The sequence below is a fragment of the Paenibacillus sp. FSL H3-0321 genome (genome assembly GCF_038002865.1).
In the GTDB taxonomy this organism is placed as follows: Bacteria; Bacillota; Bacilli; order Paenibacillales; family Paenibacillaceae; genus Paenibacillus_AQ.
Window position 1 is genome coordinate 5,076,243 of record NZ_JBBODH010000001.1, and the last position, 20,787, is coordinate 5,097,029.

A 20,787-nucleotide genomic window follows, 5' to 3' on the forward strand; every position below is an offset into this window, starting at 1 on the left:
TTAAGCCTGGATCTGGTCCAGCCGCAGCTGGCCGCCCACGCCCACATTTTCATCTCCGTGTTCCTTAATAATGACGATGGTCTTCACGTTCACTCCGGCCAGTACCCGCTCCGCTGTAAGCTGGATGTTGCGGACAAGGGCACGCTTGGCTTCCACAGGTTTGCCCGGAGCTGTGTACACGAAGAAGGTAATCTCCTCGTAATCCTTCGGCGTGCTGTTGATACGCGGAAACTCCTGCAGGGTGATGGATTTCAGATGGGGCGGAAGCTGCAGTGATTCCGTTACGGCGGTGCCGATTTCCTCTACAAAACGTTTTTTGTCAGCCTCATTCAGGGATGTGTTTGCCAAAACGATTACAGTTGCCATTTGGATCAGTTCTCCTTTTTTTATATAAGATTTTAATAGTGCCGGATTATGAGTTGTAAGGTTTTTTCACACCGCTATAGGTTTCTAGCAGCCATTCCGCATACTCCTTGGAGGACAGAATGTTCACAGCCTTATCCAGCCATTCCTTGTTTTGTTCTTCCGTGTCTTTATTGATAGCGAGAACGATACCCCCGTACTGCTTGTAAACCTCTGGGGTTTCCTGAAGCAGCGCCGTATCGATGGTGACCTCGGGATCTTTCATTTGATACACGGTAATGGAGGGAGCGGTCATGGCTTCCAGGTCAGCAAATGCGCCTACCCGGCTCCGGGGATCAATTTCTACAAAATTTAGCTTTTTCTTGTTTTCCGTAATATCCAGCAGGGTTGGCAGATCTACACCCTCACGGAGCTTGATTAGACCGTTGGTGGCAAGCAGCTGCAGTTCCCGGGCCCGGTTGGCGGAATCGTTGGCGATGCCGATTTTGGCACCTTCCGGAAGGCTGTCTAAGCTTTTGTGTTTTTTAGATACAAAAACCACAGGAGTCGTATAGATATTTGGACCATAGGTAATCAGGTTCGTACCATTGCTTTGGTTGAAGCTGGTCAGGTACTTCTCATTCTGAAAGTAGTTGGCGTCAATTTCGCCTTCCGCTGTGGCATTGTTCAGCGCGATGTTGTCGTTAAACACCTTCACCTCAATGTCATAGCCTTCGGTCTTCAGCTTTTCGGCCACGTAATCGATATCCGGCTGCTCACGGGCGATAACCCCGATGACGATTTGTTTGGACTGGTCACCGGAGGCGCTTTTGCCGCAGCCCGCCAACACCGACAGGGAAAGGACGATGACCAGCGACAGAGCGGTGAAGGACATTTTTTTCATAAAAGCATACCTCTTTTCTTGGGATTGGTTTGGAATAAAAGCTTATTTTAGCTTTCGATAAAGAAAATTGCCGCCGAACTGGATGAACTGCACAATAACAATGAGAATGACCACAGTGCTGTACATGATGGTATCGTTGAAGTTCTGGTAGCCGTAGGTCAGCGCCACCGCTCCCAGTCCTCCAGCGCCCACTGTGCCGGCCATGGCCGTAAAGCCGAGCAGGGAAACATACCCTAAGGTCAGATGGGATACGATGGACGGAATGGATTCACTCACAATGACATGGAATGTAATTTGCCAATCAGAGGCACCAAAGGATTTGGCTGCCTCGATGAGGCTGGGATTAACTTCCTTGAAGCAGCCCTCCAGAAGTCTGGCGATAAGCGGAGAGCCCACAATGGTTATGGAAAAAATAGCCGCCGTGGTTCCGATGGTCGTGCCCACCACAAGCCGTGTCAGCGGAATGATGGTAATAATAAGAATGATAAAGGGCACGGAGCGAAGCACGTTGATAATGGCACTTATGGTTTCGTACACCAGCCGGTTGGGTCTGAGCCCGTTCACATCGGTGGTAATAAGAATAAGCGCCAGCACAAAGCCGAAGAAGGTGCAGGTGACGACTGTGCCGCCCAGCATGATAAGCGTTTCGCGCAAGCCGGGCAAAATGATGCGGTCCAAAATGGTCTGGAAATCGTACTGGTAAATTACACTCTCCTCCATTCTGTACTCGTATCCTCAAGAAAAGTCTGTGCCTTGGGGAAGTCGTCCTTGTCCACCGCAAGGGTAAAGGCTCCCGCGATGCTCTCCGCATACCGGTCAAGCCCGCCCCATACAACCTCGAAACGGATTCCCGTAGCTGTGGCGAACCGTGACAGCAGATCATTCTGACCTGGCCGCTGTACGATCTCGAACACTACCTTGTCTTCCGGCTGCCCCGTACCGGGCAACCCGAGAAGCTCGTCCAGCACCTCTGAGCGGCCCAGGAAAATATCCTGCACGGAACCCGATACCTTTAGCTCCCCTTTGCTCAAGAGAGCCATATCGGTGCAGACCTCCTTCACTACCTCCATCTGGTGAGTCACAATCACGATGGTAATGCCCAACTCCTGATTGATTTTCTTCAAAAGCGCCAGGATGGAGTTTGTAATATTGGGATCCAGGGCGCTGGTAGCTTCGTCACACAGCAGAATCTTCGGATTCATGGCCAGGGCTCTGGCAATGGCTACCCGTTGTTTCTGGCCCCCTGAAAGCTGGTTGGGCCGGGAGTGGATTTTGTCCGACAGCTCCACCAGCCGCAGAAGCTCATGAACACGCGCATCAGCCTCAGCTTTCTTGTAGTTGTAACACTTCATCGGAAACATGATATTTTCATAAACAGTCTTCCGCTCCAACAGGGAAAACTGCTGGAAGATCATGCCGATGCCGCTGCGGAACTTGCGGAGTTCGGCACCACGCAGCCTGCTGATGTCCGTACCGTTCACCCGCAGGGTCCCCTGTTCGAAGGTTTCCAGCCCGTTGATGCAGCGCAGCAGGGTGGACTTCCCGGCGCCGCTTATACCTACAAGACCATAAATATCTCCGTCCCCGATGGTTACATTAATGCCCGAGAGTACAGGCTTGTCCCCGAAGGATTTGTATAACTCTTTGATTTCGATCATGGCAAAACCCCTTTCACCGTAACAACCGGATAACCAGACAACATGGAACCTTCTGCAGCTTTCCGGGGAATAAATCTTGCCGAAACCGTCCTTTTCCCGTAAAATTATATCGATCTAATTTTGTGAGAAAAAAAATTTTTGTTCCGTCCGGAAATAATAATCTTAAATGCATATAAGTTTACTGGGGATAATCGTAGCAGGTGCCTGTGAGCCTGTCAATACTAAATATTATCTGTTTGAAATGTATGCTATACTATTGTAAATTTATCCGGATAAAGGAAATGAATCGTACGGAAAAAGGAGGAATGCGGTTTGGCTTCGCGGGACAAGCGGGTTACCCTTCAGGATGTGGCCGATGATGCCGGGGTTTCCCGGGCGACAGCATCGCTGGTCGTCAGAGGAAGCAAGTCTATTAAGCCCAGCACCCACAAGAAAGTAATAGAATCCATCGAAAAGCTCGGCTATGTGTATGACAGGGTGGCGGCGAGCTTCCGCTCCCAAAGCTCTTCCACAGTGGGAATCGTGATTACCGATTTTGAAAACCCCTTCTATCATCAGATGCTAACGAAGGTCGAGGACATGCTCTATGAACAGCAGTTTACTTTCCTGCTGGGCATGTCCTCCGAATCCCGGGAGAAGCAGGAACGGGTGCTGGAAACGATGCTGGAGCACCGGGTATGCGGGATTATTCTGACTCCGGTGGTCGACACCCAGCCGACTCTGTTCAACAAGCTGCGCGCCCTGCAAATACCGGCGCTTCTCATGGGGCGGGAGGTGGCGGGCTCCGGCGCGGATTATGTGGGAACGGATTACAGACTAGGTTCCCAATTGGCTGTCCGGCATCTGGTAGAGCAGGGACACCGGCGGATCGCCTATATCGGTGGTATGCTTCCCGGCAATACAGCCTACCAGGAACGGATAGACGGCTACTGCAGCGCCCTGCAGGAATACGGCCTGGAAGTGGACCCCAAGCTCATTATACCTACCCCGCTGAACCGTGAGGGAGGAATCCGCGCCATTCAGGAGGTGCTACAGCTGGAGAACCCGCCGACGGCCTGCTTCTGCCATAATGATATTATTGCCCTTGGCGTCACCATCGGCTTGCGGCTGCAAGGTTTTATCCCAGGTGAGCATATGGCCATTGTGGGCTTTGACAATATTCTGGAGACGGAAACGGTGGAGCCTAAGCTGACCACAGTATCGGTCTTTCATGACCAATGGGGCGTTGAGGCGGCCCGGCAAATGCTGGACAGGATCGGAGGCTTGCAGAGCGATCCGGTCAAGATCATTATCCCGCCCAAGCTTATTGTCCGGAAATCCTCCGTTTGCTTCAAGGGCCTGCCGAACTTGAAGGCCTGAGCCCAATTCCAGGCGGGTTTGACACACTCGGAAGATACCATTTCCATTTTGCAGTATAATAGGATGGAAAATGGAGGGAAATGGCGATGAACGATGCGATATTGATTATAGAAGATGAAGCAGGAATTGCCTGCATGCTGGAACTGCTGCTGTCCAGGGAAGGGTATTCTTCCGTCCTTACCGCTTCTACCGGGGCGGAGGCGATGAGCCTGATGGACAGCCGGGAACCGGATATAATTTTACTGGATGTGATGCTCCCGGACTGTAATGGCTTCGAGCTGTGTCTGGAGCTGCGCAAAAAAACAAACGCCCCGATCTTATTCCTGACTTCGCGGGCTGCCGATTATGACAAGCTGACCGGATTTGCGATGGGCGGGGACGATTATATTACCAAGCCGTTCAACTCCCTGGAGGTGGTGGCGCGGATCAAAGCCCAGCTTGCCAGAAGAAGACTGTATCAGCAGGAGGCTCCATCTGCCTGTTACACTTTTGCTGATTTTGAAATCAGCAAGGATACCGGCGGGCTGACGGTACGCGGCCAGCAGCTTCACTGTACGGCTAAGGAGTTTGCGCTGCTGCTGTTTTTTGCCGAGCATCCGAGCCGGCTGTTCACAACGGCCCAGCTCTATGAACAGGTCTGGGGTGAAATGCAGCTGGGCGATGAGAAAACGGTTGTTATTTATATTTCCAAAATCAGAAACAAAATAGAGCAGGACCCGAAGCAGCCTCGTTACATTGTCAATTTCCGTGGGTTAGGCTACAAATTTATTCCGAACCCCGTACCGGCTGGTCAAATATGAAAGGGATCGTTCGTGTTGGCTTGCGGCTGCTGCTTTTTTTGCTTGCCCTGGGTATAGGTGTTATCGCCGCCTGGCTTGTTCTGTTTATCCTTTTTATTTTTATCCGGCAAATGGTTCCATGGCTGAAGGGAATTGAGTACATACAGTTTCAAATCTGGAGTTTCCTGATCGTGTGCTTGGCTGCGCTTGTTTTCTATCTGTGGAGCCTGACGAAGTCGATTTTTTATATGCTGAACTGGTTGAAGCGGCTGGCACAAGGTCAATATGATGAACCTTCGCGGAGTAATTGGCGCGGCCGCCCCATTCCCGGGAATCAGCTCACGCTGCCTTATACTCTCTTTAAAGAAATAATCGGGCAGTTGTCCACATTGACCCTTGCAATGCAGCGTACGGAGAAAGAAAGACATGAATTGGATGAGAAGCGCAAAAGCTGGATTGCGGGCGTGCGGCATGATCTGAAAACCCCGTTGGCCTATATTCGCGGTTACAGCTCCATGATTGCAGCCGCTGATCAATATGCGTGGTCTACTGCAGAAATAATTCAGTTCGGCTCCTTAATGGAACAAAAGACGATCCAGGTAGAGCAGCTTATTGAAGATATGAATGCTTTCTATCAGCTGGACGGCAGCGAGGTTCCGCTCTCGCGGGAGTCTACGGAGATGGCAGGGTTTATCAGGCAGATCGTTACCGATGTCGCTGATCATCCGCTGGCTGCACAGCATACCTTTGCCTTCAATACCGACGGGGAGAAATGTCTTGATATCGACCAACGCATGATTCGGCGGGCACTGCATAATTTGCTGTGGAATGCCGTGGTTCACAATCCCGCGGGGTGCCACATTGAAACCGGGCTACGCTGGGATCAGTACGGACTGACGGTTGAGATTCGCGACAATGGGACGGGAATCGATGCGGCGGCGTTAGAGCGGCTGAACGCTGCGGAGGACAATATGCTGTCGGCGCGGGCCAGACTTACGGGCTCCGGCCTGGGCATGGTGCTGGCAAAGGGTTTTGTAACAAGGCATTGCGGCAAAATGGCTGTACATAGCAAACCGCAGCAAGGAACGCAAATCACACTTTTTTTTCTTTATTGAATGCAGGCCGGACATCCACTTTTTTGTGGTGTTGGCCTGTTTTTTTACTTAATTTTTACTTTTCTTTACCCCGCTGCTACTTCCAGCGCCTATTATTGTCTTTATATCAAAGATATGAGGTGACAGGAGATGCCACAACTTATAGTGGAGACAAAAGGGCTGACCCGCCGCTTCGGCGAGCAGGTGTCGGTGAATGAGGTAAACCTGGAGGTTCCCGAGGGGAAAATATACGGTTTTCTAGGGCCGAACGGTGCAGGGAAAACTACAACGATCAAAATGCTGCTGGGTTTGCTCCGGGCCGATAGCGGGACGATCCGTATTTTTGGACAAGAGATGCCGGGCAACAGTCAGGAGATTTTACGCAAGGTAGGCTCATTAGTAGAGAACCCATCCTATTACGGGCATTTGACCGGGTACAAAAATTTGAAAATACTGAGCACACTGCTGAAGCTGCCTGACCGGCGCATCGGTGAGGTGCTGGAAATTGTGCGGCTGACATCAAGCGCGAACCGCAAGGTGAGCGGATATTCCCTTGGCATGAAGCAGCGGCTCGGCATAGCAGCAGCCTTGCTGCGGGATCCGCAGCTGCTGATCCTGGATGAGCCGACCAACGGCCTAGACCCGGCCGGTATCCAAGAAATACGGCATCTGATGCTGTCACTGGCCCATGATCAGGGAATGACGATCATGCTCTCCAGCCATCTGCTGAGCGAGGTGGATACGATTGCAGATGAGATCGGAATTATCAGCAGCGGCAAGCTGGTCTATCAGGGAGCATTGGAAATGCTGGAGCGGCGCAGGGGAAAAGTCATGGAATTTGCAGTGGAGCGCCCGGAGGAAGCGCTTCGCACGCTAATGCTGCAAGGATTTGCCGTGGAGCGGGAAGGAAATATGCTGTCAATTTCGGCAGAGAATGTCAGTATGTCGCAGGCAGAATTGTTCAAACTGCTGGGCCCTTACGGGATTATGAATGTACGGGAAAACAGCAAATCGCTGGAAGAGCTGTTCATGGAGTTGACCGGAAAAGGAGTAAGCTTATGATGTGGCGGGCCCTGCGGGCTGAAGGCATGAGGCTCAAACCTGCGGCCCGCTGGCTGCCGGTTATCAGCGCCGGGCTGTTCATCGCATTTATGTCGCTGGAATGGTATCTCTATTTCAAAGGCCCGGCAGGTGTATACAGCGTATTTAATGTGATGTATATGTTTCTAGGTTTCGTATTGCTGCTAAATACTGCGTTATTCACGGGTATGATTGCCGGTTTGGAGCACGAATCCAATAGTTGGAAGCAGCTGCTGACCTTGCCTGTTTCCCGCTCTGTTCTTTATTGGGCCAAGGCGCTGTGGGTTCTTTTCCTGCTGTTGTGTACGGCCTTGCTGATTATTGCCGGCCTGACCCTGCTCTGGATTTGCTACACTTCAGAACCGCTGCCGTTCCAGCTTCTAATCAAGCAAATTATGTACAGCTTTCTCGCATCAACTGCGGTGCTGGGGCTGCAGATGTGGCTGTCTATCCAATTCTCGAACCCGGCCATTCCGATGTCCATCGGCTTCCTGGGCGCTGTTTCTGGCCTATTCATAGCGCGGGACAGCGGAGCAGCATTATGGACCTGGCTGTGGCCATGGGCCTATCCGACGATGTCCAGTCCGTTCATGGCATATCCCGAGAGGTGGATTGGCATCAGTGCAGGCCTGGGAACGGTGCTGCTAGCCGCCGGGGCCTTGCATTTTAAAAACAAACAATTTTAATTAACAGGGGTGTGATTATGGAAAATTTGATGAAAGCCGAACGAATGAAGCTGCAGTATCCCGTCATCTTCATCCTGTTCCTCCTCGGTGCGCTGGGAACTGTGATGCTCGGAATGAATAGTTTAAATTCGGAAAATTTTGTCGGTTTTTTTGAGCGCGGATGGAAAACCTTTTATCTGCATATGGCCAGCTTTCACGGTTTGTTTTTTTATCCGCTTTATGCCGGGGTACTAGCTTCTTTTATCTGCCGTTATGAGCATACAAACGGGGGCTGGAAGCAACTGTTTTGTCTGCCCATTCCCCGTTACCGTGTCTATTATGCCAAATTGGGAACGCTGATGCTGCTGATGGGGTTGATTCAACTGCTTTTTGCCGGATCATATCTGCTCGCGGGAGAACTGCTTCAATTGGGGAACGATTTGGATTTTACCGAATTGATCATCGGTACGGTTGGGGGCTGGCTGGCCATACTGCCGTTTGCGGCGCTGCAGTTATGGGTATCTATGCGCTTGAAGTCGTTTGTTTCCTCTTTGATTTTATCGGCTTCGATCGTGATAGCCAACATTGTGCTTACCGGGCTTCATGCTTCGATCGGCGCCTGGTTTCCTTCTACAACGGCCTACTACGCGATGTATCCAAGGGGAACGGCTTTGTCGCCCCGGCTGGATGTGATCCCGTTCATTCTCATTGTGGCGGTAACCTCTGGTGTTTACATCTGGGCGGGACGCCGTTCGCTTATGCGCAGGGTCTAGCTTCTTGAACAAGACAAACTCCTGAGTTCCATTAGGAACAAAGGAGTTTGTCTGCGAATAAGGCCTCGTATTAACTGTGTTTGTAAAGCTTATAAAACTTTATCAAAGTGGCGTAAGGAAAATAATTCAATTGCATTTCGCATAAAAATTGCAATTAACGAATATAGCAACACTCTATCAAGACCCATACTATATTGAATATCGAAGATTGTTGTTATAAAAACTCCAATACAAATTGCAAAGCCAAGTGCACTATAGTAGTGCATTGCCACGTGGTTCGCCTTATTCTGAATCAATTGCCAACGTTCATCATTTCTATATTCTTTTATTTTTACAGCTTGGAAGCATGGAAGGGCAATAGTGCATATACCTAATACGACCAACACCACTAACATTACGAATTGATAAATCATTATTTTTCCTCCTCCTCAAGTACAAATACTTCATTAATAGATACATTAAATGCTTTGGCAATTTTGAAAGCCAACTCCAACGAAGGTGTATATTTATATTTTTCAATGGATATAACTGCTTGTCGTGAAATCCCGACATGTTCTGCCAGATCTGCTTGTGTCCAGTCTCGTTCAGCTCTCAAAACTTTAATACGATTATTAACCAATGTAATGAACTCCTTCCTATATGTAATCAACCAATTACATTATCATTGTAACGACCTGGTTACATATTGTCAATAAAAGGATACAATATAGATAAAATAATCTAATGAATTTTTGCCGATGCAAAAGAAAGCATGGTATGAGATTTTTTTAAAGGGTATGGATTGATATATATAGAATAAAGTTTAGATGACACAAGAAGAGGAGAAGGAGGGGACCTATGATTTTCAAAAAAAATCCAATGGATAAAAAAAGTCTGCTTAAAGAATTAGACTCACTAGGCTATTCAGACAGGATTCATAAAATAGCTATACTGGGCCGTAATAATCATGGTTCCGCCCGATATTCAAAATTGCTCGGGTCATTACTGGAAGGCGGTGTCTATGAGGCACAGTTAGCTTTAGCGGGGGCTATTGCCACACAGGATGCAAAGATTATTGTGTCAGCGTTAAAGCATCCTATGGCTACTATTAGAAATCAGGCAGCCGGTCTTCTGGCCAAGGTGGCTTCAGATATTGATATTGAACGTGAACTTCCGGAGCTATCCCATGATTGCCGCCGCAAAGTATTGCGCAGTATTTCATTTATTAATCGTCAAGAATTGGCGGAGCGTTTACTGCCTGTGGTGTATGCCCGGTGGGGGGCGGAGGAGGCCTCTATTCTGCTGCCTGCATGTTCTAAGAAAACGGTCAGTAAATGGCTTGCAGAGATTGGATATATCGTTGTGAACTGGAAAAAATTAGCCAGCCGTCATCTTGATGCCGTTGCGGAGTATTTTAAAACAACGTTAGAAGGCACCCCCCTTAGGGAAAAGGGATATGTGTGGTGGAGATTTTCTGCAGCTATCGAAGCTTTATGCCATGTAAAGCCGGATTTCATTCTCGAATGTGCCATGAATCATGGACCCATGGGTATTATCCATCCTGCGCTTAAAAAACATCTGGGTACTTTAGTCCGAATCCATCCTGAAGCAGTGTATAAGCTGCTAACCCGGAAGGAGTCACGAAGCGATCTGATCTCTCATGGTGTGCCGGATGGCATTTTAAAAAGAAAAAATTATTTGTCCATAGAGCAATGGATTGAATTAGCCAGGCTGCTTGCAGATAACCCCATACATATAGCGAAATTACTTGGGTGTATGGCTCCTTCAAAGCGTAAGGCGATTTTTGAGTCGGTCTATGAAGAGGACAAGCGTAAAGCACGGATTTTTCCGGAGACATTACTGTATCAGTTACCGCATACATTACGCGACAAGGAAGCAACCCGAATGCTTGGTCTGCGTGAAATCTATGACAGCCGGGACAAAACGGTTAGGATTTCGGCTTGCCGTTCTATTCATCATTCAAGAGAGCTGCTTGAAAAAGCGGCATATGCCTCTAATGCAGACGAACGCGCAATGGGACTTGTGCAGCTGATTAAGAGTACTGCGTTATCAAGACAAGGTATGAATGAAACTTTGGTGTATTTGGGCCGCATCAAAAATGATCAGGATCCTGTACGCTCTGCAGTGATTAGAGAGCTCGCAAACAGCCCGGCATCTATGTTTACGGATGAGAATGTAAAGGAACTTACTTTACTCGTTGATAGTATTATTGGGGCTAGAGATACTTCCTATGCTACAAGGCATGCCACTCAGGAATTAGCATTTGTGATTATGCGGTTTAATGCAGTAAATCCCGGAAGTGAGATCTTTAAGTTCGCTTTAAGCACGATTGTAAAGTTAGCCAAGCAGAGCGGACAGCTTACCCTTCCATCCTTCCAGGAGAATATACCCCGGGGTATAGAAGAGCGTTTATTTGAAGTGATTTATCCGCTGGCAGTGGCGGCAAATCAAAGGGAAGACTACAATTTGGTGATCAGCCTGGCGAACTCCTTTGGAAAAAGAGGCTTTGGCATCTCCAAACTTCAAAATTTACTAAGCGATGCGGTGAAGGAGAAAACAGCTTCTATCGCAGTACGGGCGGCAAGACATTGGCTTGCAGATCCTAAAACACGGGATGAGAGAGTCAGAGAATTATTAACCCTGGATAAATCGTTTATTACCGTAAATGAAGTGTTCCTGCATCTGCATCTGAAACGTCAAGAATGGCTGGATCCATTTATTTCGGGTGAGGTTATTTCGGGCAGGTTTTTAACGGGGAAAACCATTCATGTTGTGCCGGCTACGGATGGGTTCCATAGGTGGCTGCCGCGTCAGCAACAATCTTTTAGAACCTCAATAGAAAGCATTGCGTCAGATGCCAAACGCAGTTTTTATGAACGTTCAACAGCTATAAAGCTAATGGCAAGAATGCCTGAGGTCAGTCCGGATAAGCTGGTAAAGTATTTAAAAGATAAGGAAGTAGCTGTAGTAGAAGCTGCACTTTATGCACTTTCATTGTTGGAAGAACCCGAAAAGGCACTTCCCGTTCTACTGGAGAATTTGGATGGAGACAGAGCCCGTGTAGCCATGTACTCGATACCCAGATGCATTCGTAGAGTGAATCCGGCTGTATTGACTTCAATACTTAAAGAACTGTTAAACCGGGACAAACTTAAAATCACTGTCAGAAAAGAGGCCATCCGGTTACTGGGTGCTTATAGAAGCAGTGACAGCATTCCGCTATTGATGAACGAGTTTGAAAAGCCTAATGCACATAAAGATGTAATCATTGCCATAGGGCATGCAGCGAGACAGCTTTTAGATGATGAATGCGGATGGAAGATTTTAAGCAACATGGCCATTTCATCACAAAGTGATATTGCGAAAAGTGTACTATTGCAACAACCCAATGAACTTCCGGTAAACTATAGATCCCGGTATTTAGAATTAATCATTAGAATTGCCGGTCATACAGATCCGGATGTTGGAAGATTTGCTTTGAACAGTATGATACGTTGGACAAATGGACATGAAGAAATCATTGCGGCTGCCGCTGCAAAGGTTATTCTGGATTTAGAAGATAACGCCAGATGGAATATTGCAATGAACACGCTGACAGAAACATGCCGTGATGGCAAGGTCAATGAGAGGGTAATTGGTGTGTTTAAGGATTTGACCAGTGTTGAAATTATTGAGGAATGGAATGCTAATGCCAAAAGAGATTTGCCTCATCGGCAACGGCTGTTGAAATTTGCTGACCAACTGACCTCTTTGCCAAAGAACACACGCGTAAACCTCGTGCCTCTGTATATGGGTATTATTGACTGTCTGGCAGCGGATGAGACCTTAAAGCAGGTTGTAATGAAATTGTATGTAGCCTCAATAGATTGGAATAATGTTCAGGAATCCGTTGCTTACCTAACTAAAATAGTTCATTGCATTTCAAATCAGCCACATCGTTTAGGCGATGCCTATAAGCAGGTTGCACAAAATTTAAAAGACAGCAAAGGCTACTGGAATCCAGAAACCCTATTAGAAATTGTAGATGTCATAGGGTCGGAAGATTGTTATGAATCTCAGTTTATTGGACTTTCATTGCTTGAGGTTGCAGGAAGTGTTTTATTGTGGAGTCCGGATTGTGCCCGGCTTTTAAGATTATATAGAAATCATACGAACCTTGAGATTCGTTCCCTTGCGTTAGACATTTGGACAGCAATCGATTAATTATGGAAAAAGAAAGCGTAAGAAGAGTGGCGTTGTTTCACATGGAAAGTGTGGAGTGTGGATTGAAATCCCCTCTTGCCATGTTATAATAAAAGCAGAACAAGCGTACAATGCAAAGAGAGCCGTGCTGCCAACACGACTCCCCATGCAATAGCCGCTTCTAAGGGCGGTAGGCCTCAACAAACAGGATACGACAGATAGACCGCATGCCTTTGTGAGGGGGCGGTCTATTTGCGTTTATTGGACAGCAGCGCTACGATAAGCGAACCAAAGGTTAGCATAATCATCATTGCTTCAAACACTGTCACAAGGCATCCCTCCCTTCTTAGAGAGGTAGCCGACCGACCCTTTAAGCCTATTCTATTGCTTCTGCGATTATATCATGATGCTTTATAATTAGAAAGATTGCGTTAGGTAATACTTGGGTAATTATAGTATGGTTTTCCGTAAATGGATAAGGCCATGAATTTCTACGTCAGTAGAGCTCATGGCCTATTTCGATTTCGCAGTTATTCGCCGGATTGCGCATTGTGCGCGGCTTTATTTTTCCTTTAGATTTATACCGCTTTTTTCTCCATGTTGCCGCTGTATCATGGTCCTATAAGGTCTTAATAGAGACAGGAGTGGGAGCATGAGAACAGGGTTATTGATGAAAATAGGGCTGGTGGTGGCGATTTTGGCGCAACCAGTGGCGATGCAGCCGCAGTCTGCGCAGGCACAAGCGATGAAGGTGCAGCCGAAGGAGGCGCAGTCGCTATCGTCTGCAGCGGCCACCTCGCCGGAGCAGCATGAGGAAGCAGCCGCTTCCGCGGAACGGGAGCGCTTCGAGCAGCAGACCGATGAATTTATGAAGACAGCGATGGACAAGTACCATGTGCCGGGCGTAACTTTGGCGGTGGTCAAGGATGGCGCTGTCTTGCTGGAGAAGGGCTACGGCTATGCGGATGTGGAGGCCAAGGTGCCGGTAGATCCGCTCAAGACCCGTTTCAGCATCGCTTCGGTCTCCAAGGTTTTTACGGCTACAGCAGCCATGCAGCTGGCGGAGCAGGGGAAACTGGACTTGGCGGCGGATGTGAACCAGTATTTGCCGGATTCGCTGCAAGTAGACAACTCTTACAAAACTCCGCTAACCATGAAACATTTGCTGACCAATACCGGGGGATTCGCCAATGCCGAACAGCGCAAAGGGGCTTGGTCGAACACGGTACCGGAGCAGCGGGTTCCGCTGGAGCAGACTCTGCAAAAGCTGCTGCCGCCGCTGGTGAGGGCACCGGGAGATGCGGTGCAGTATAGCAATGAAGGCTTCACCCTCGCCGGATATATTGTGGAAAGAGCAAGCGGCCTGTCTTACGATGACTATATCCGCCAGCATATTTTTGCTCCTCTACATATGGACAACAGCTTGACCTATCTTACGCCGGAGCGTTTGAACCAGCAATTGGCCCAGGGATATTCTTACGATAAGGGGTTTGTCAAAATGAAGCAGGGAGAGGTTTTGACCTACCCCGCTGGCTCTATCTGGTCAACCGCTGACGATATGGGCAAGTTTGTATTGGCCCATCTGCAGGGTGGGGGCCAAGGGGAGAACGCGATTTTACAACAAGACACCGCCAAGCAGATGCACTCGCTGCAATATTCCGTGCATCCCCTGATGCCCGGTTATGCCTACGGCTTTTTTCAAAACTACAAAAATCCTGCCATTCTGGTTCACCCCGGAGATACGGAGGCTTTTTCCAGTCTGATATCTGTCATGCCGTCCAAGGGACTCGGGTTTTTCATCGGCTGCAACTCCCAATACGAAGGAGACGACGGGACCTTCCGGGATGCCTTTGAGGAACAGTTCTACTCCTTTTTCGGAGTAAGTCTGGATCAGCCGCTGGCCGAATCGACCGGGGAGGCGCCGGAACCCGCTGCAAGCATTCAAGCCTACGCGGGTACATACGCTATGGTGATTAGCGAGGGACTGGGCCCGGGGGTTTCCAAGCTGCGTTACCAGATGGTTACACCAAGAGTGACCGTCAGTGAGCAAGGGGCGGTTACCCTGAAATCGGCGGGTGAGGCGCTGAACGGGCAATATACACAGATTGGCAAGCAGATTTTTTACAATAAAAAGGTCAATAAATATCTTGTGCTTAAAGAAGGGGAGGGCGGGAGCAAATATGCCGTGCTGGATACTACAGTGCCCTTCCAGGCGTTTGTTAAGCTGAATCCCTGGAAAGCAGGGGCCGGAGGATTGGCTTGGAAAGTAGCGCTGGCTGGCGCATTGCTGGGTCTTATAGCGGGAGTGATTGCCATTTGCAGACGCAAAAAATCGGGACCCAAGCGGATGAGCCTGCGGCACAGGCTTCCTGCCTATCTTATTGCTCCGCTTATTCTTGGTACGGCGGTAGTTACGATGTTGGGCGTTTTCTCCGAAAGCCGTGCGGTACAGGGCCACTGGCTGCTTGCCGCCAACCTCCTTGCAGCGGGAATCGCAGCAGGCATAGCGTGCTCGGCTGGATTTGCGGTAAAATATGGGCGAAGCAAAAAACTGCATCTCCTTGACGCAGCGGTCATACTGGGAATGGGACTGGCCGGAGCGAGCGGAATCTTTTACATGTATCTGATGAAGCTGCTGCTTTTTGCATAGAGGAGACAGGGAACGAAAGGCGGCTGGCCGAGATGTGCGCCCGGATTTTAATTGTGGATGACGACCGGACGATTGTGGAATTTTTATCAATATTTTTGGAGCGGGAAGGGTACAGCATTTCGTCCTGTTATGATGGGGAGAAGGCGCTGGAACACATTCGGAATGAGGTCTTTCAGCTCATTTTACTGGATATTATGATGCCGGTCATGAATGGTTTTGATCTGATTGGGCGGATTAGGGAAATCTCGGAGGTTCCGGTAATTTTCCTGACCGCCAAGGATCAGCAGGAGGATAAAATCAGGGGATTCATTGCCGGCTGCGATGATTATGTGACGAAGCCTTTTGATCTGACGGAGCTTTCCTTGCGAATCTCAGCGATTTTAAAGCGCAGGCCGGCGGCTGCAGAAAAGACGGCTGTAGCCCCGGGGGAGCTGCAGATTAAGGATATCACTCTGTTGCCGGAGGAGCATGTAGTGTCCAAAAATGGTGTGGAGATCAACATGACGCCAAAAGAATATGGGATATTGCTGCTGCTGGCCAGGAATAAGGGCCGGGTGTTTACCTCACGCGATATTTATGAGCTGGTCTGGGAGGATACCTACCTGGAGAGCGACAACACCGTGCTTACCCATATCCGTAATCTGCGGGAAAAGCTGGGGGATACCGTCAAAAATTCCAAGTACATCAGAACGGTCTGGGGTGTTGGTTATAAAGTGGACAAAGAAGCTTAAAACAGGGCTAGTCGGGGAACTGGTCCTGATTTTTATTCTGTCACTGGCAGCCACGCTGGTCGCAGTTTCGTTGACAGCCCATTTCCTGAAAGGCTCGGCATTATTTTATCCGGCGCAGACCGATACGGAGCGGATGATGAGCTACAGGGAGAAGGTTGGCAATCCGCTGGCGGCTTGGCTGGAGGCCCGGGCAGGCGAGGCGGCTATTCCCCATCGGCTGGAGCAGGAGCTGCGGGTCAAGTTTCCCTTGGACTACAATAAAAGCTTTAGGGCCGCAGAGGAAGTAGTCGTGTCTGTGGTGAATGGGCAGGGGGAGCTGCTTCAAGCCAATTCGCATGTTGTCATTGTCCGCTCCGGGGAGACATTGCCGGGGGGAAAGGCGTTGCTGTCTACCGCAGATTATTCCCCTGCGCCGGGGGCTGGAGGTTTCGTGATCGGCAATCCCGAGGAGGAGCAGGTCTACAATATCGTTTTCTTTTCACCAAAGGAAGGCATCAACATCAGCTATAACAACGGCTCCGGCACAAAATTGCAGGAAACGCGGAAGCTCGGAAACGGGCTCTATCTGGTGGCTGCAAGCACGATTACTTATACAGAGAGTCCTGTATCTTTGCTGGGTGTTGTTGTGTTTTTGCTGCTTTTTTATCTTGGTGTCCGGGGGAGAATCCGGTATATGCATACTCTCGAACGGGGCACGCATACGCTGTACGCGACTGATTTTCAGGCTCGTATCCCGTTAAAATACAACAACGAGCTTACCACCATGGCTACAGCACTGAATGATATGGCCGAGCAAATCGTCGCAAGCCGGAGCAAGGAGAAGGATTTTCTGCTCAATATTTCCCATGACCTGCGCACGCCGTTAACTTCCATCATGGGTTTTCTCAGTTTGCTCAAAGAGAAATCATATGGCAGTGAGCTGGAAAGGGAGCGGTACGTCGAGGTTCTGGAGGAGCGGACCGGGTACTTAAAGAAGCTGATTGATGAGTTTTTTGAAATTTCGAAGCTGAAATGGAAACCGCCGGTGATAAATAAGAGCAGGGTGAATATGCAGGAGCTACTGCGCCAGGTTGTGGAGGGGTACCATCCCCAAAGCAGGGACACGCATATTGAGCCGGTTCTGCTGCTCCCGGATCAGGCGGTTTATGTGGAGGTGGATGCTGACCTTTTCGTCCGGGTGCTCGAAAATCTGTTGTCTAACGCCTTCAAATACAGCCGCGCAGATACGGAGCTTGTCATCCGCCTCCGGGAACCGGTGGCAGAGAGCCGCCGCCAACTCCTGGTGCGGCTGGAATTGTGGAGCACGCCGGCCCAAGCGATGGACAGCGCGGAGCTGCAGCGGTTGTTTGAACGGTTCTACAAGCGGGATTCGTCGCGGGCTGGCGAAGGCGCGGGGCTGGGCCTATCCATTGCTGCCGAGATCATCAGGCTGCATGGGGGTAAGCTGGACGCGCGGATCGAGGGAGAACGCCTAGGGATGATTATTGAACTGGAGCGTTCGCCATGCAACAGCTGAACTACATGAACGCTGGAAGACGCTCGGGGAATTGCTCCCCGCAGCGTCTTTTTTTTTGGATACACAGGCACTATAGGGCTTGTGATAGGCGGGGGACTTCGACCCTCACGATTTTCATTGGATATTCAGGTTGGGTGTTTATAATACGTCTATGAATCGGGGCAAGAGAATATAAAGCTGTGAAACTATTACGCATAGGAGGTTTTCCATGGTAAGGGGAACTCAAAGAATACTGTATATCATGCTTGCTTTCTGTATTGGACTTTTTATCGCATCCTCCTTTTTTATCCGGGCAAAGTATACCTACTCTGTGTACGGTGACACCACGGTTCTGGAGAAACAACAATGGGTTCTGTTTATCCTGGCGGCCGCGGCCGTTCTGGCTGTAAGCTTTGTGCTGTACAGAATGTGCTTAAAGCTTAACCGGTACAGCAGGAAAATCGTAATTCCGGCTGTGCTGCTGTTTTCGTTTGCGATCCAGCTCGTGATCATTTTCCTGTTTCCCCGGATGCCGACGGATGATTCGCAAACGGTGCTGTCGCTGGCGATGGATATGCTGTATGAACAGGATTATTCCTCTTTTCAAACGGGGGGATATCTGTATATGTTTCCGTTTAATTTCTCCATGGTCCTGTACCTGAAAACATTGCTGTTCTTATTTCCGGATAATTATCTGGTGATTAAAATATTCAACATCCTGTTCTCGCTCGTTACAACGTTAATGGTCTATTTGCTGTATAAAGAGCTTAATGCCCGGTCGAAAGAAAATGATTATGGGGTTTTGATAATTGCCGCAACCTATATTCCTTCCTTGTTCATGAGCAATTTTATATATAACGATGTGATTGCTACAGCTTTTCTGACCAGCGCTTTATATTTTGCCGTCAGGTTCCTCCGAAGAATGTCCATGAAGGATATCCTGCTGGCTGCCATCCTGCTGGCTATCGGTAACTATTTCAGAAGCACCGGGATGATCTTTCTGATCGCAGTCCTGATCTGCCTGTTCTTCAGCATCCGGACCCTTGGGCTTAAGAAGGCATTAGCTTCTATAGGCATAACAGTATTGCTGTTCAATGTGCCCGGCTGGACCCAGAATGCTGTACTGCAGGCAACGCATGTCGTAGATGAGCCGGTGAACAAGAATTCCGCTCCCGTCTATATGTGGCTGAATATGGGCATTAATCTGGAGACCCTTGGGTTCTGGGACAATCAGCAGAGCTACAATATATACCAGAGAGAGGCAAACTATAATAAAACGGACAGCGTAGAGCTGTTCAAGGCATCCATCGGCGATAAGCTCTCTGAGGCCAGTCTGGGTGAACTCGCGGAAATGTATTATAAAAAGCTGGTGTGGACCTGGACAGAAGGGACGTACCAGATGGAGAGATACGGCATTGGAAATGACGGATCGTCCAGAAGCGGAGGGAGAGCGGGGTTTGTGATGGACCGCTATAGTTATACTACCTTTGCCACGGATTTGTTTAAAGGAGATTCGAAGTATAGAAGCGGTCTGCTCTGGGTGCTGTACGTCCAGAATTTCCTGATGTATGGCTTTATTCTCATTCGTTTGATAGGCGGCATAAGGGCTAAAAGGTTTGAGGAAACCTCTTTAATTCTGGTGGTTCTGGGTTTTATCGCATTCTATCTGCTATGGGAAATAAAGTCCCGTTATATCTATCCGGTGTATCCGTTATTGATCGTGCTGTCGTACATGGGATTCAAAGACGTATATGATTATATGTTGAACAGAAAGAGGTGATTGAAGATGCGAACCAAGAGATACTCAATCTTCTTACTTGCAGCAGTGCTGGGTTGTTCACTGGTGCTCACCTCATGCGAGGCCATAACCGCTCAAAAAATCACAAAAACGGACTCCGGCTCAAGAATGAACGGGTTCCCGGGAGTGAACGGCGGCACGGACCGGGGTGGGGCCGGCCAGGGAATAAAGGGTGGAGGTCCGGGAAGAAGCGGCAGTCAAGGGACGGACGGCGGGCAAGGCGGGAGACAGTGAGCACTCCCTGCCTTGTACTGTCCGCTGCGGGAGGCCGCTGAAGTCTCAAGCGTAATCCCAAGGCAAGCTATAGGGTTCTTCGGATGTCCTTCTTCTTCAGGCCGTTCTTCTTGGCGGTGGCGTTCCAGAAAGAGTGGGTCGCGGCAAACTTCCAGGCGAAGCGCGGGAAGTTTGGACTGAAGAGCATAGATTCATCTATACTTTGCGAATGTACATTATGAGCCAGGCTTTCCATTGCCTTGCCCAGATTCTTAAGCGGGCCCGTTCCAAGGGGAACCTTCTCGATAAAGTCCATCATCTCACCGGCGCCTTGACCGAGACCCTGCCCGAAAATTAGACCGGAACGGATGCACCAGTTCTGAATGATCTCAAGGGCAATGTGATTCTGCTTCCCTTCAAAAAAACCATTATTCATCAGGGTATAAACGTAAATATCCTTCTCACGCCGCGTTTTCATGTATTCCTCAAGGGTAACAAGCATTCTGAATAGATGGGACGGGACTCCATCCACATAAAGCGGGAAGGCAATAATCAATATATCCATGCCGCACAGTTCGTTATATTGCCCGGGGGTCAGCGGTTTTTTGTTAATGTTATAATGGGTGATTTCATGCCCGGTGCTTATGAGCGGCTCCAGTGTCTTCAGCAGGTGGTCTGAATTGCTTTTTCGCAGCTTGGGGCTTCCGTTGATCATTGCGATGTTCATGCCAGTACCTCCTTGACGGCTTGCAGCCCGTTATGAAAATAGACCGAATTCCCTGAGGAATACAAATTTAAGCTATTTGCTGCGACCAGTTTTTGTGCTGTTCCCTTCTCGGCTTCAGTGATGTCTTCACCGTAAAAATGCACGGTCAGGGCAAATTCATGGTCATAACGGTTGCGGTGATGGGTTTCACCGTTTTTGGTTACAAAATAAGGCAGCACGTAGGAAATGCTCCGGTTCAACACATTGAGGATGAAAGGACTGTAGCTTCCATATTCACATTTACTGATAATCGTCAGTTCATCGCATTTCGAGAGAAGTTCCCCCATGTTGTTATAGC

21 protein-coding genes are annotated in these 20,787 nt (G+C 49.0%); 12 read left to right on the forward strand and 9 right to left on the reverse strand.

Annotation, left to right across the window (positions count from 1 at the left end; translation table 11 throughout):
- The 4 genes from MHI45_RS22710 to MHI45_RS22725 are packed head-to-tail and all read right to left on the reverse strand — an operon-like array spanning window position 1 to window position 2,904.
- The gene (locus MHI45_RS22710; protein WP_076110248.1) at window positions 1-366 is read right to left on the reverse strand and encodes a tautomerase family protein; all 366 of its coding nucleotides are present in this window, start codon (window positions 364-366) and stop codon (window positions 1-3) included.
- A 46-nt stretch (window positions 367-412) separates the two neighbouring features.
- Window positions 413-1,246: a MetQ/NlpA family ABC transporter substrate-binding protein gene (locus tag MHI45_RS22715; protein WP_076110249.1), complete on the reverse strand. Its 834-nt coding sequence runs from the start codon at window positions 1,244-1,246 to the stop codon at window positions 413-415.
- A 42-nt stretch (window positions 1,247-1,288) separates the two neighbouring features.
- Complete coding sequence (locus tag MHI45_RS22720) at window positions 1,289-1,966, reverse strand: methionine ABC transporter permease (protein ID WP_076110250.1); 678 nt, start codon at window positions 1,964-1,966, stop codon at window positions 1,289-1,291.
- Complete coding sequence (locus tag MHI45_RS22725) at window positions 1,951-2,904, reverse strand: methionine ABC transporter ATP-binding protein (protein WP_076110251.1); 954 nt, start codon at window positions 2,902-2,904, stop codon at window positions 1,951-1,953. The genes MHI45_RS22720 and MHI45_RS22725 overlap by 16 nt, the downstream gene beginning before the upstream one ends.
- A gap of 312 nt (window positions 2,905-3,216) precedes the next feature.
- Between MHI45_RS22725 and MHI45_RS22730 the strand changes: the two genes are divergently transcribed.
- The 6 genes from MHI45_RS22730 to MHI45_RS22755 all read left to right on the forward strand — a co-directional run bounded on the left by MHI45_RS22730 (window position 3,217) and on the right by MHI45_RS22755 (window position 8,654).
- Window positions 3,217-4,263, forward strand: a complete 1,047-nt coding sequence (locus tag MHI45_RS22730) for a LacI family DNA-binding transcriptional regulator (protein WP_052091801.1) — start codon at window positions 3,217-3,219, stop codon at window positions 4,261-4,263.
- 86 nt (window positions 4,264-4,349) lie between these two features.
- On the forward strand, window positions 4,350-5,063 hold the full coding sequence (locus MHI45_RS22735; RefSeq protein ID WP_076110252.1) for a response regulator transcription factor: 714 nt from the start codon (window positions 4,350-4,352) through the stop codon (window positions 5,061-5,063).
- Window positions 5,060-6,157 (forward strand): sensor histidine kinase, encoded by a 1,098-nt coding sequence (locus MHI45_RS22740; RefSeq protein WP_076110253.1) that lies wholly within the window; start codon window positions 5,060-5,062, stop codon window positions 6,155-6,157. The genes MHI45_RS22735 and MHI45_RS22740 overlap by 4 nt, the downstream gene beginning before the upstream one ends.
- Window positions 6,158-6,286: 129 nt before the next feature.
- On the forward strand, window positions 6,287-7,198 hold the full coding sequence (locus tag MHI45_RS22745; protein ID WP_076110254.1) for an ABC transporter ATP-binding protein: 912 nt from the start codon (window positions 6,287-6,289) through the stop codon (window positions 7,196-7,198).
- On the forward strand, window positions 7,195-7,902 hold the full coding sequence (locus MHI45_RS22750) for an ABC transporter permease (RefSeq protein ID WP_076110255.1): 708 nt from the start codon (window positions 7,195-7,197) through the stop codon (window positions 7,900-7,902). The genes MHI45_RS22745 and MHI45_RS22750 overlap by 4 nt, the downstream gene beginning before the upstream one ends.
- A gap of 17 nt (window positions 7,903-7,919) precedes the next feature.
- A complete protein-coding gene (locus tag MHI45_RS22755) occupies window positions 7,920-8,654 on the forward strand; it encodes an ABC transporter permease (protein WP_076110256.1) in 735 nt (244 codons plus the stop codon).
- Window positions 8,655-8,743: 89 nt separating this feature from the next.
- Here MHI45_RS22755 and MHI45_RS22760 read toward each other — a convergent pair whose 3' ends face one another.
- Together MHI45_RS22760 and MHI45_RS22765 are read right to left on the reverse strand one after the other, a co-directional pair.
- Window positions 8,744-9,067 carry a DUF2178 domain-containing protein gene (locus MHI45_RS22760; RefSeq protein ID WP_076110257.1) on the reverse strand — a complete coding sequence of 108 codons (324 nt, stop codon included), beginning with the start codon at window positions 9,065-9,067 and terminating at the stop codon, window positions 8,744-8,746.
- A complete protein-coding gene (locus MHI45_RS22765) occupies window positions 9,067-9,273 on the reverse strand; it encodes a helix-turn-helix transcriptional regulator (RefSeq protein WP_076110258.1) in 207 nt (68 codons plus the stop codon). The genes MHI45_RS22760 and MHI45_RS22765 overlap by 1 nt, the downstream gene beginning before the upstream one ends.
- Before the next feature lie 218 nt (window positions 9,274-9,491).
- Here MHI45_RS22765 and MHI45_RS22770 point away from each other — a divergent pair, with 218 nt between their 5' ends.
- Entirely contained in the window at window positions 9,492-12,857 is a 3,366-nt protein-coding gene (locus MHI45_RS22770; protein ID WP_076110259.1) for a HEAT repeat domain-containing protein, read from the forward strand.
- Window positions 12,858-13,084: 227 nt separating this feature from the next.
- Here the strand turns inward: MHI45_RS22770 and MHI45_RS35230 are convergent, their stop codons facing one another.
- Complete coding sequence (locus MHI45_RS35230; protein WP_368665125.1) at window positions 13,085-13,165, reverse strand: putative holin-like toxin; 81 nt, start codon at window positions 13,163-13,165, stop codon at window positions 13,085-13,087.
- Window positions 13,166-13,488: 323 nt separating this feature from the next.
- Between MHI45_RS35230 and MHI45_RS22775 the strand changes: the two genes are divergently transcribed.
- The 5 genes from MHI45_RS22775 (at window position 13,489) to MHI45_RS22795 (ending at window position 19,744) form a co-directional block, all read left to right on the forward strand.
- Window positions 13,489-15,486, forward strand: a complete 1,998-nt coding sequence (locus MHI45_RS22775; protein ID WP_076110260.1) for a serine hydrolase domain-containing protein — start codon at window positions 13,489-13,491, stop codon at window positions 15,484-15,486.
- A gap of 32 nt (window positions 15,487-15,518) precedes the next feature.
- A complete protein-coding gene (locus MHI45_RS22780; RefSeq protein ID WP_076110261.1) occupies window positions 15,519-16,217 on the forward strand; it encodes a response regulator transcription factor in 699 nt (232 codons plus the stop codon).
- Window positions 16,186-17,733, forward strand: coding sequence for a HAMP domain-containing sensor histidine kinase (locus MHI45_RS22785; RefSeq protein WP_144024290.1), 1,548 nt, complete (start codon window positions 16,186-16,188; stop codon window positions 17,731-17,733). Before MHI45_RS22780 ends, MHI45_RS22785 begins: the two co-directional genes overlap by 32 nt.
- A 208-nt stretch (window positions 17,734-17,941) precedes the next feature.
- Window positions 17,942-19,492, forward strand: coding sequence for a glycosyltransferase family 39 protein (locus MHI45_RS22790; RefSeq protein WP_076110263.1), 1,551 nt, complete (start codon window positions 17,942-17,944; stop codon window positions 19,490-19,492).
- Between the two features lie 6 nt (window positions 19,493-19,498).
- Window positions 19,499-19,744 (forward strand): hypothetical protein, encoded by a 246-nt coding sequence (locus MHI45_RS22795; protein ID WP_076110264.1) that lies wholly within the window; start codon window positions 19,499-19,501, stop codon window positions 19,742-19,744.
- Window positions 19,745-19,811: 67 nt separating this feature from the next.
- On the opposite strand, the gene MHI45_RS22800 is transcribed toward MHI45_RS22795, so the two are convergent.
- Window positions 19,812-20,450 (reverse strand): hypothetical protein, encoded by a 639-nt coding sequence (locus tag MHI45_RS22800; RefSeq protein ID WP_076110265.1) that lies wholly within the window; start codon window positions 20,448-20,450, stop codon window positions 19,812-19,814.
- On the reverse strand, window positions 20,447-20,776 hold the full coding sequence (locus MHI45_RS22805) for a hypothetical protein (protein WP_256718086.1): 330 nt from the start codon (window positions 20,774-20,776) through the stop codon (window positions 20,447-20,449). Before MHI45_RS22805 ends, MHI45_RS22800 begins: the two co-directional genes overlap by 4 nt.
- Window positions 20,777-20,787: the final 11 nt, after the last annotated feature.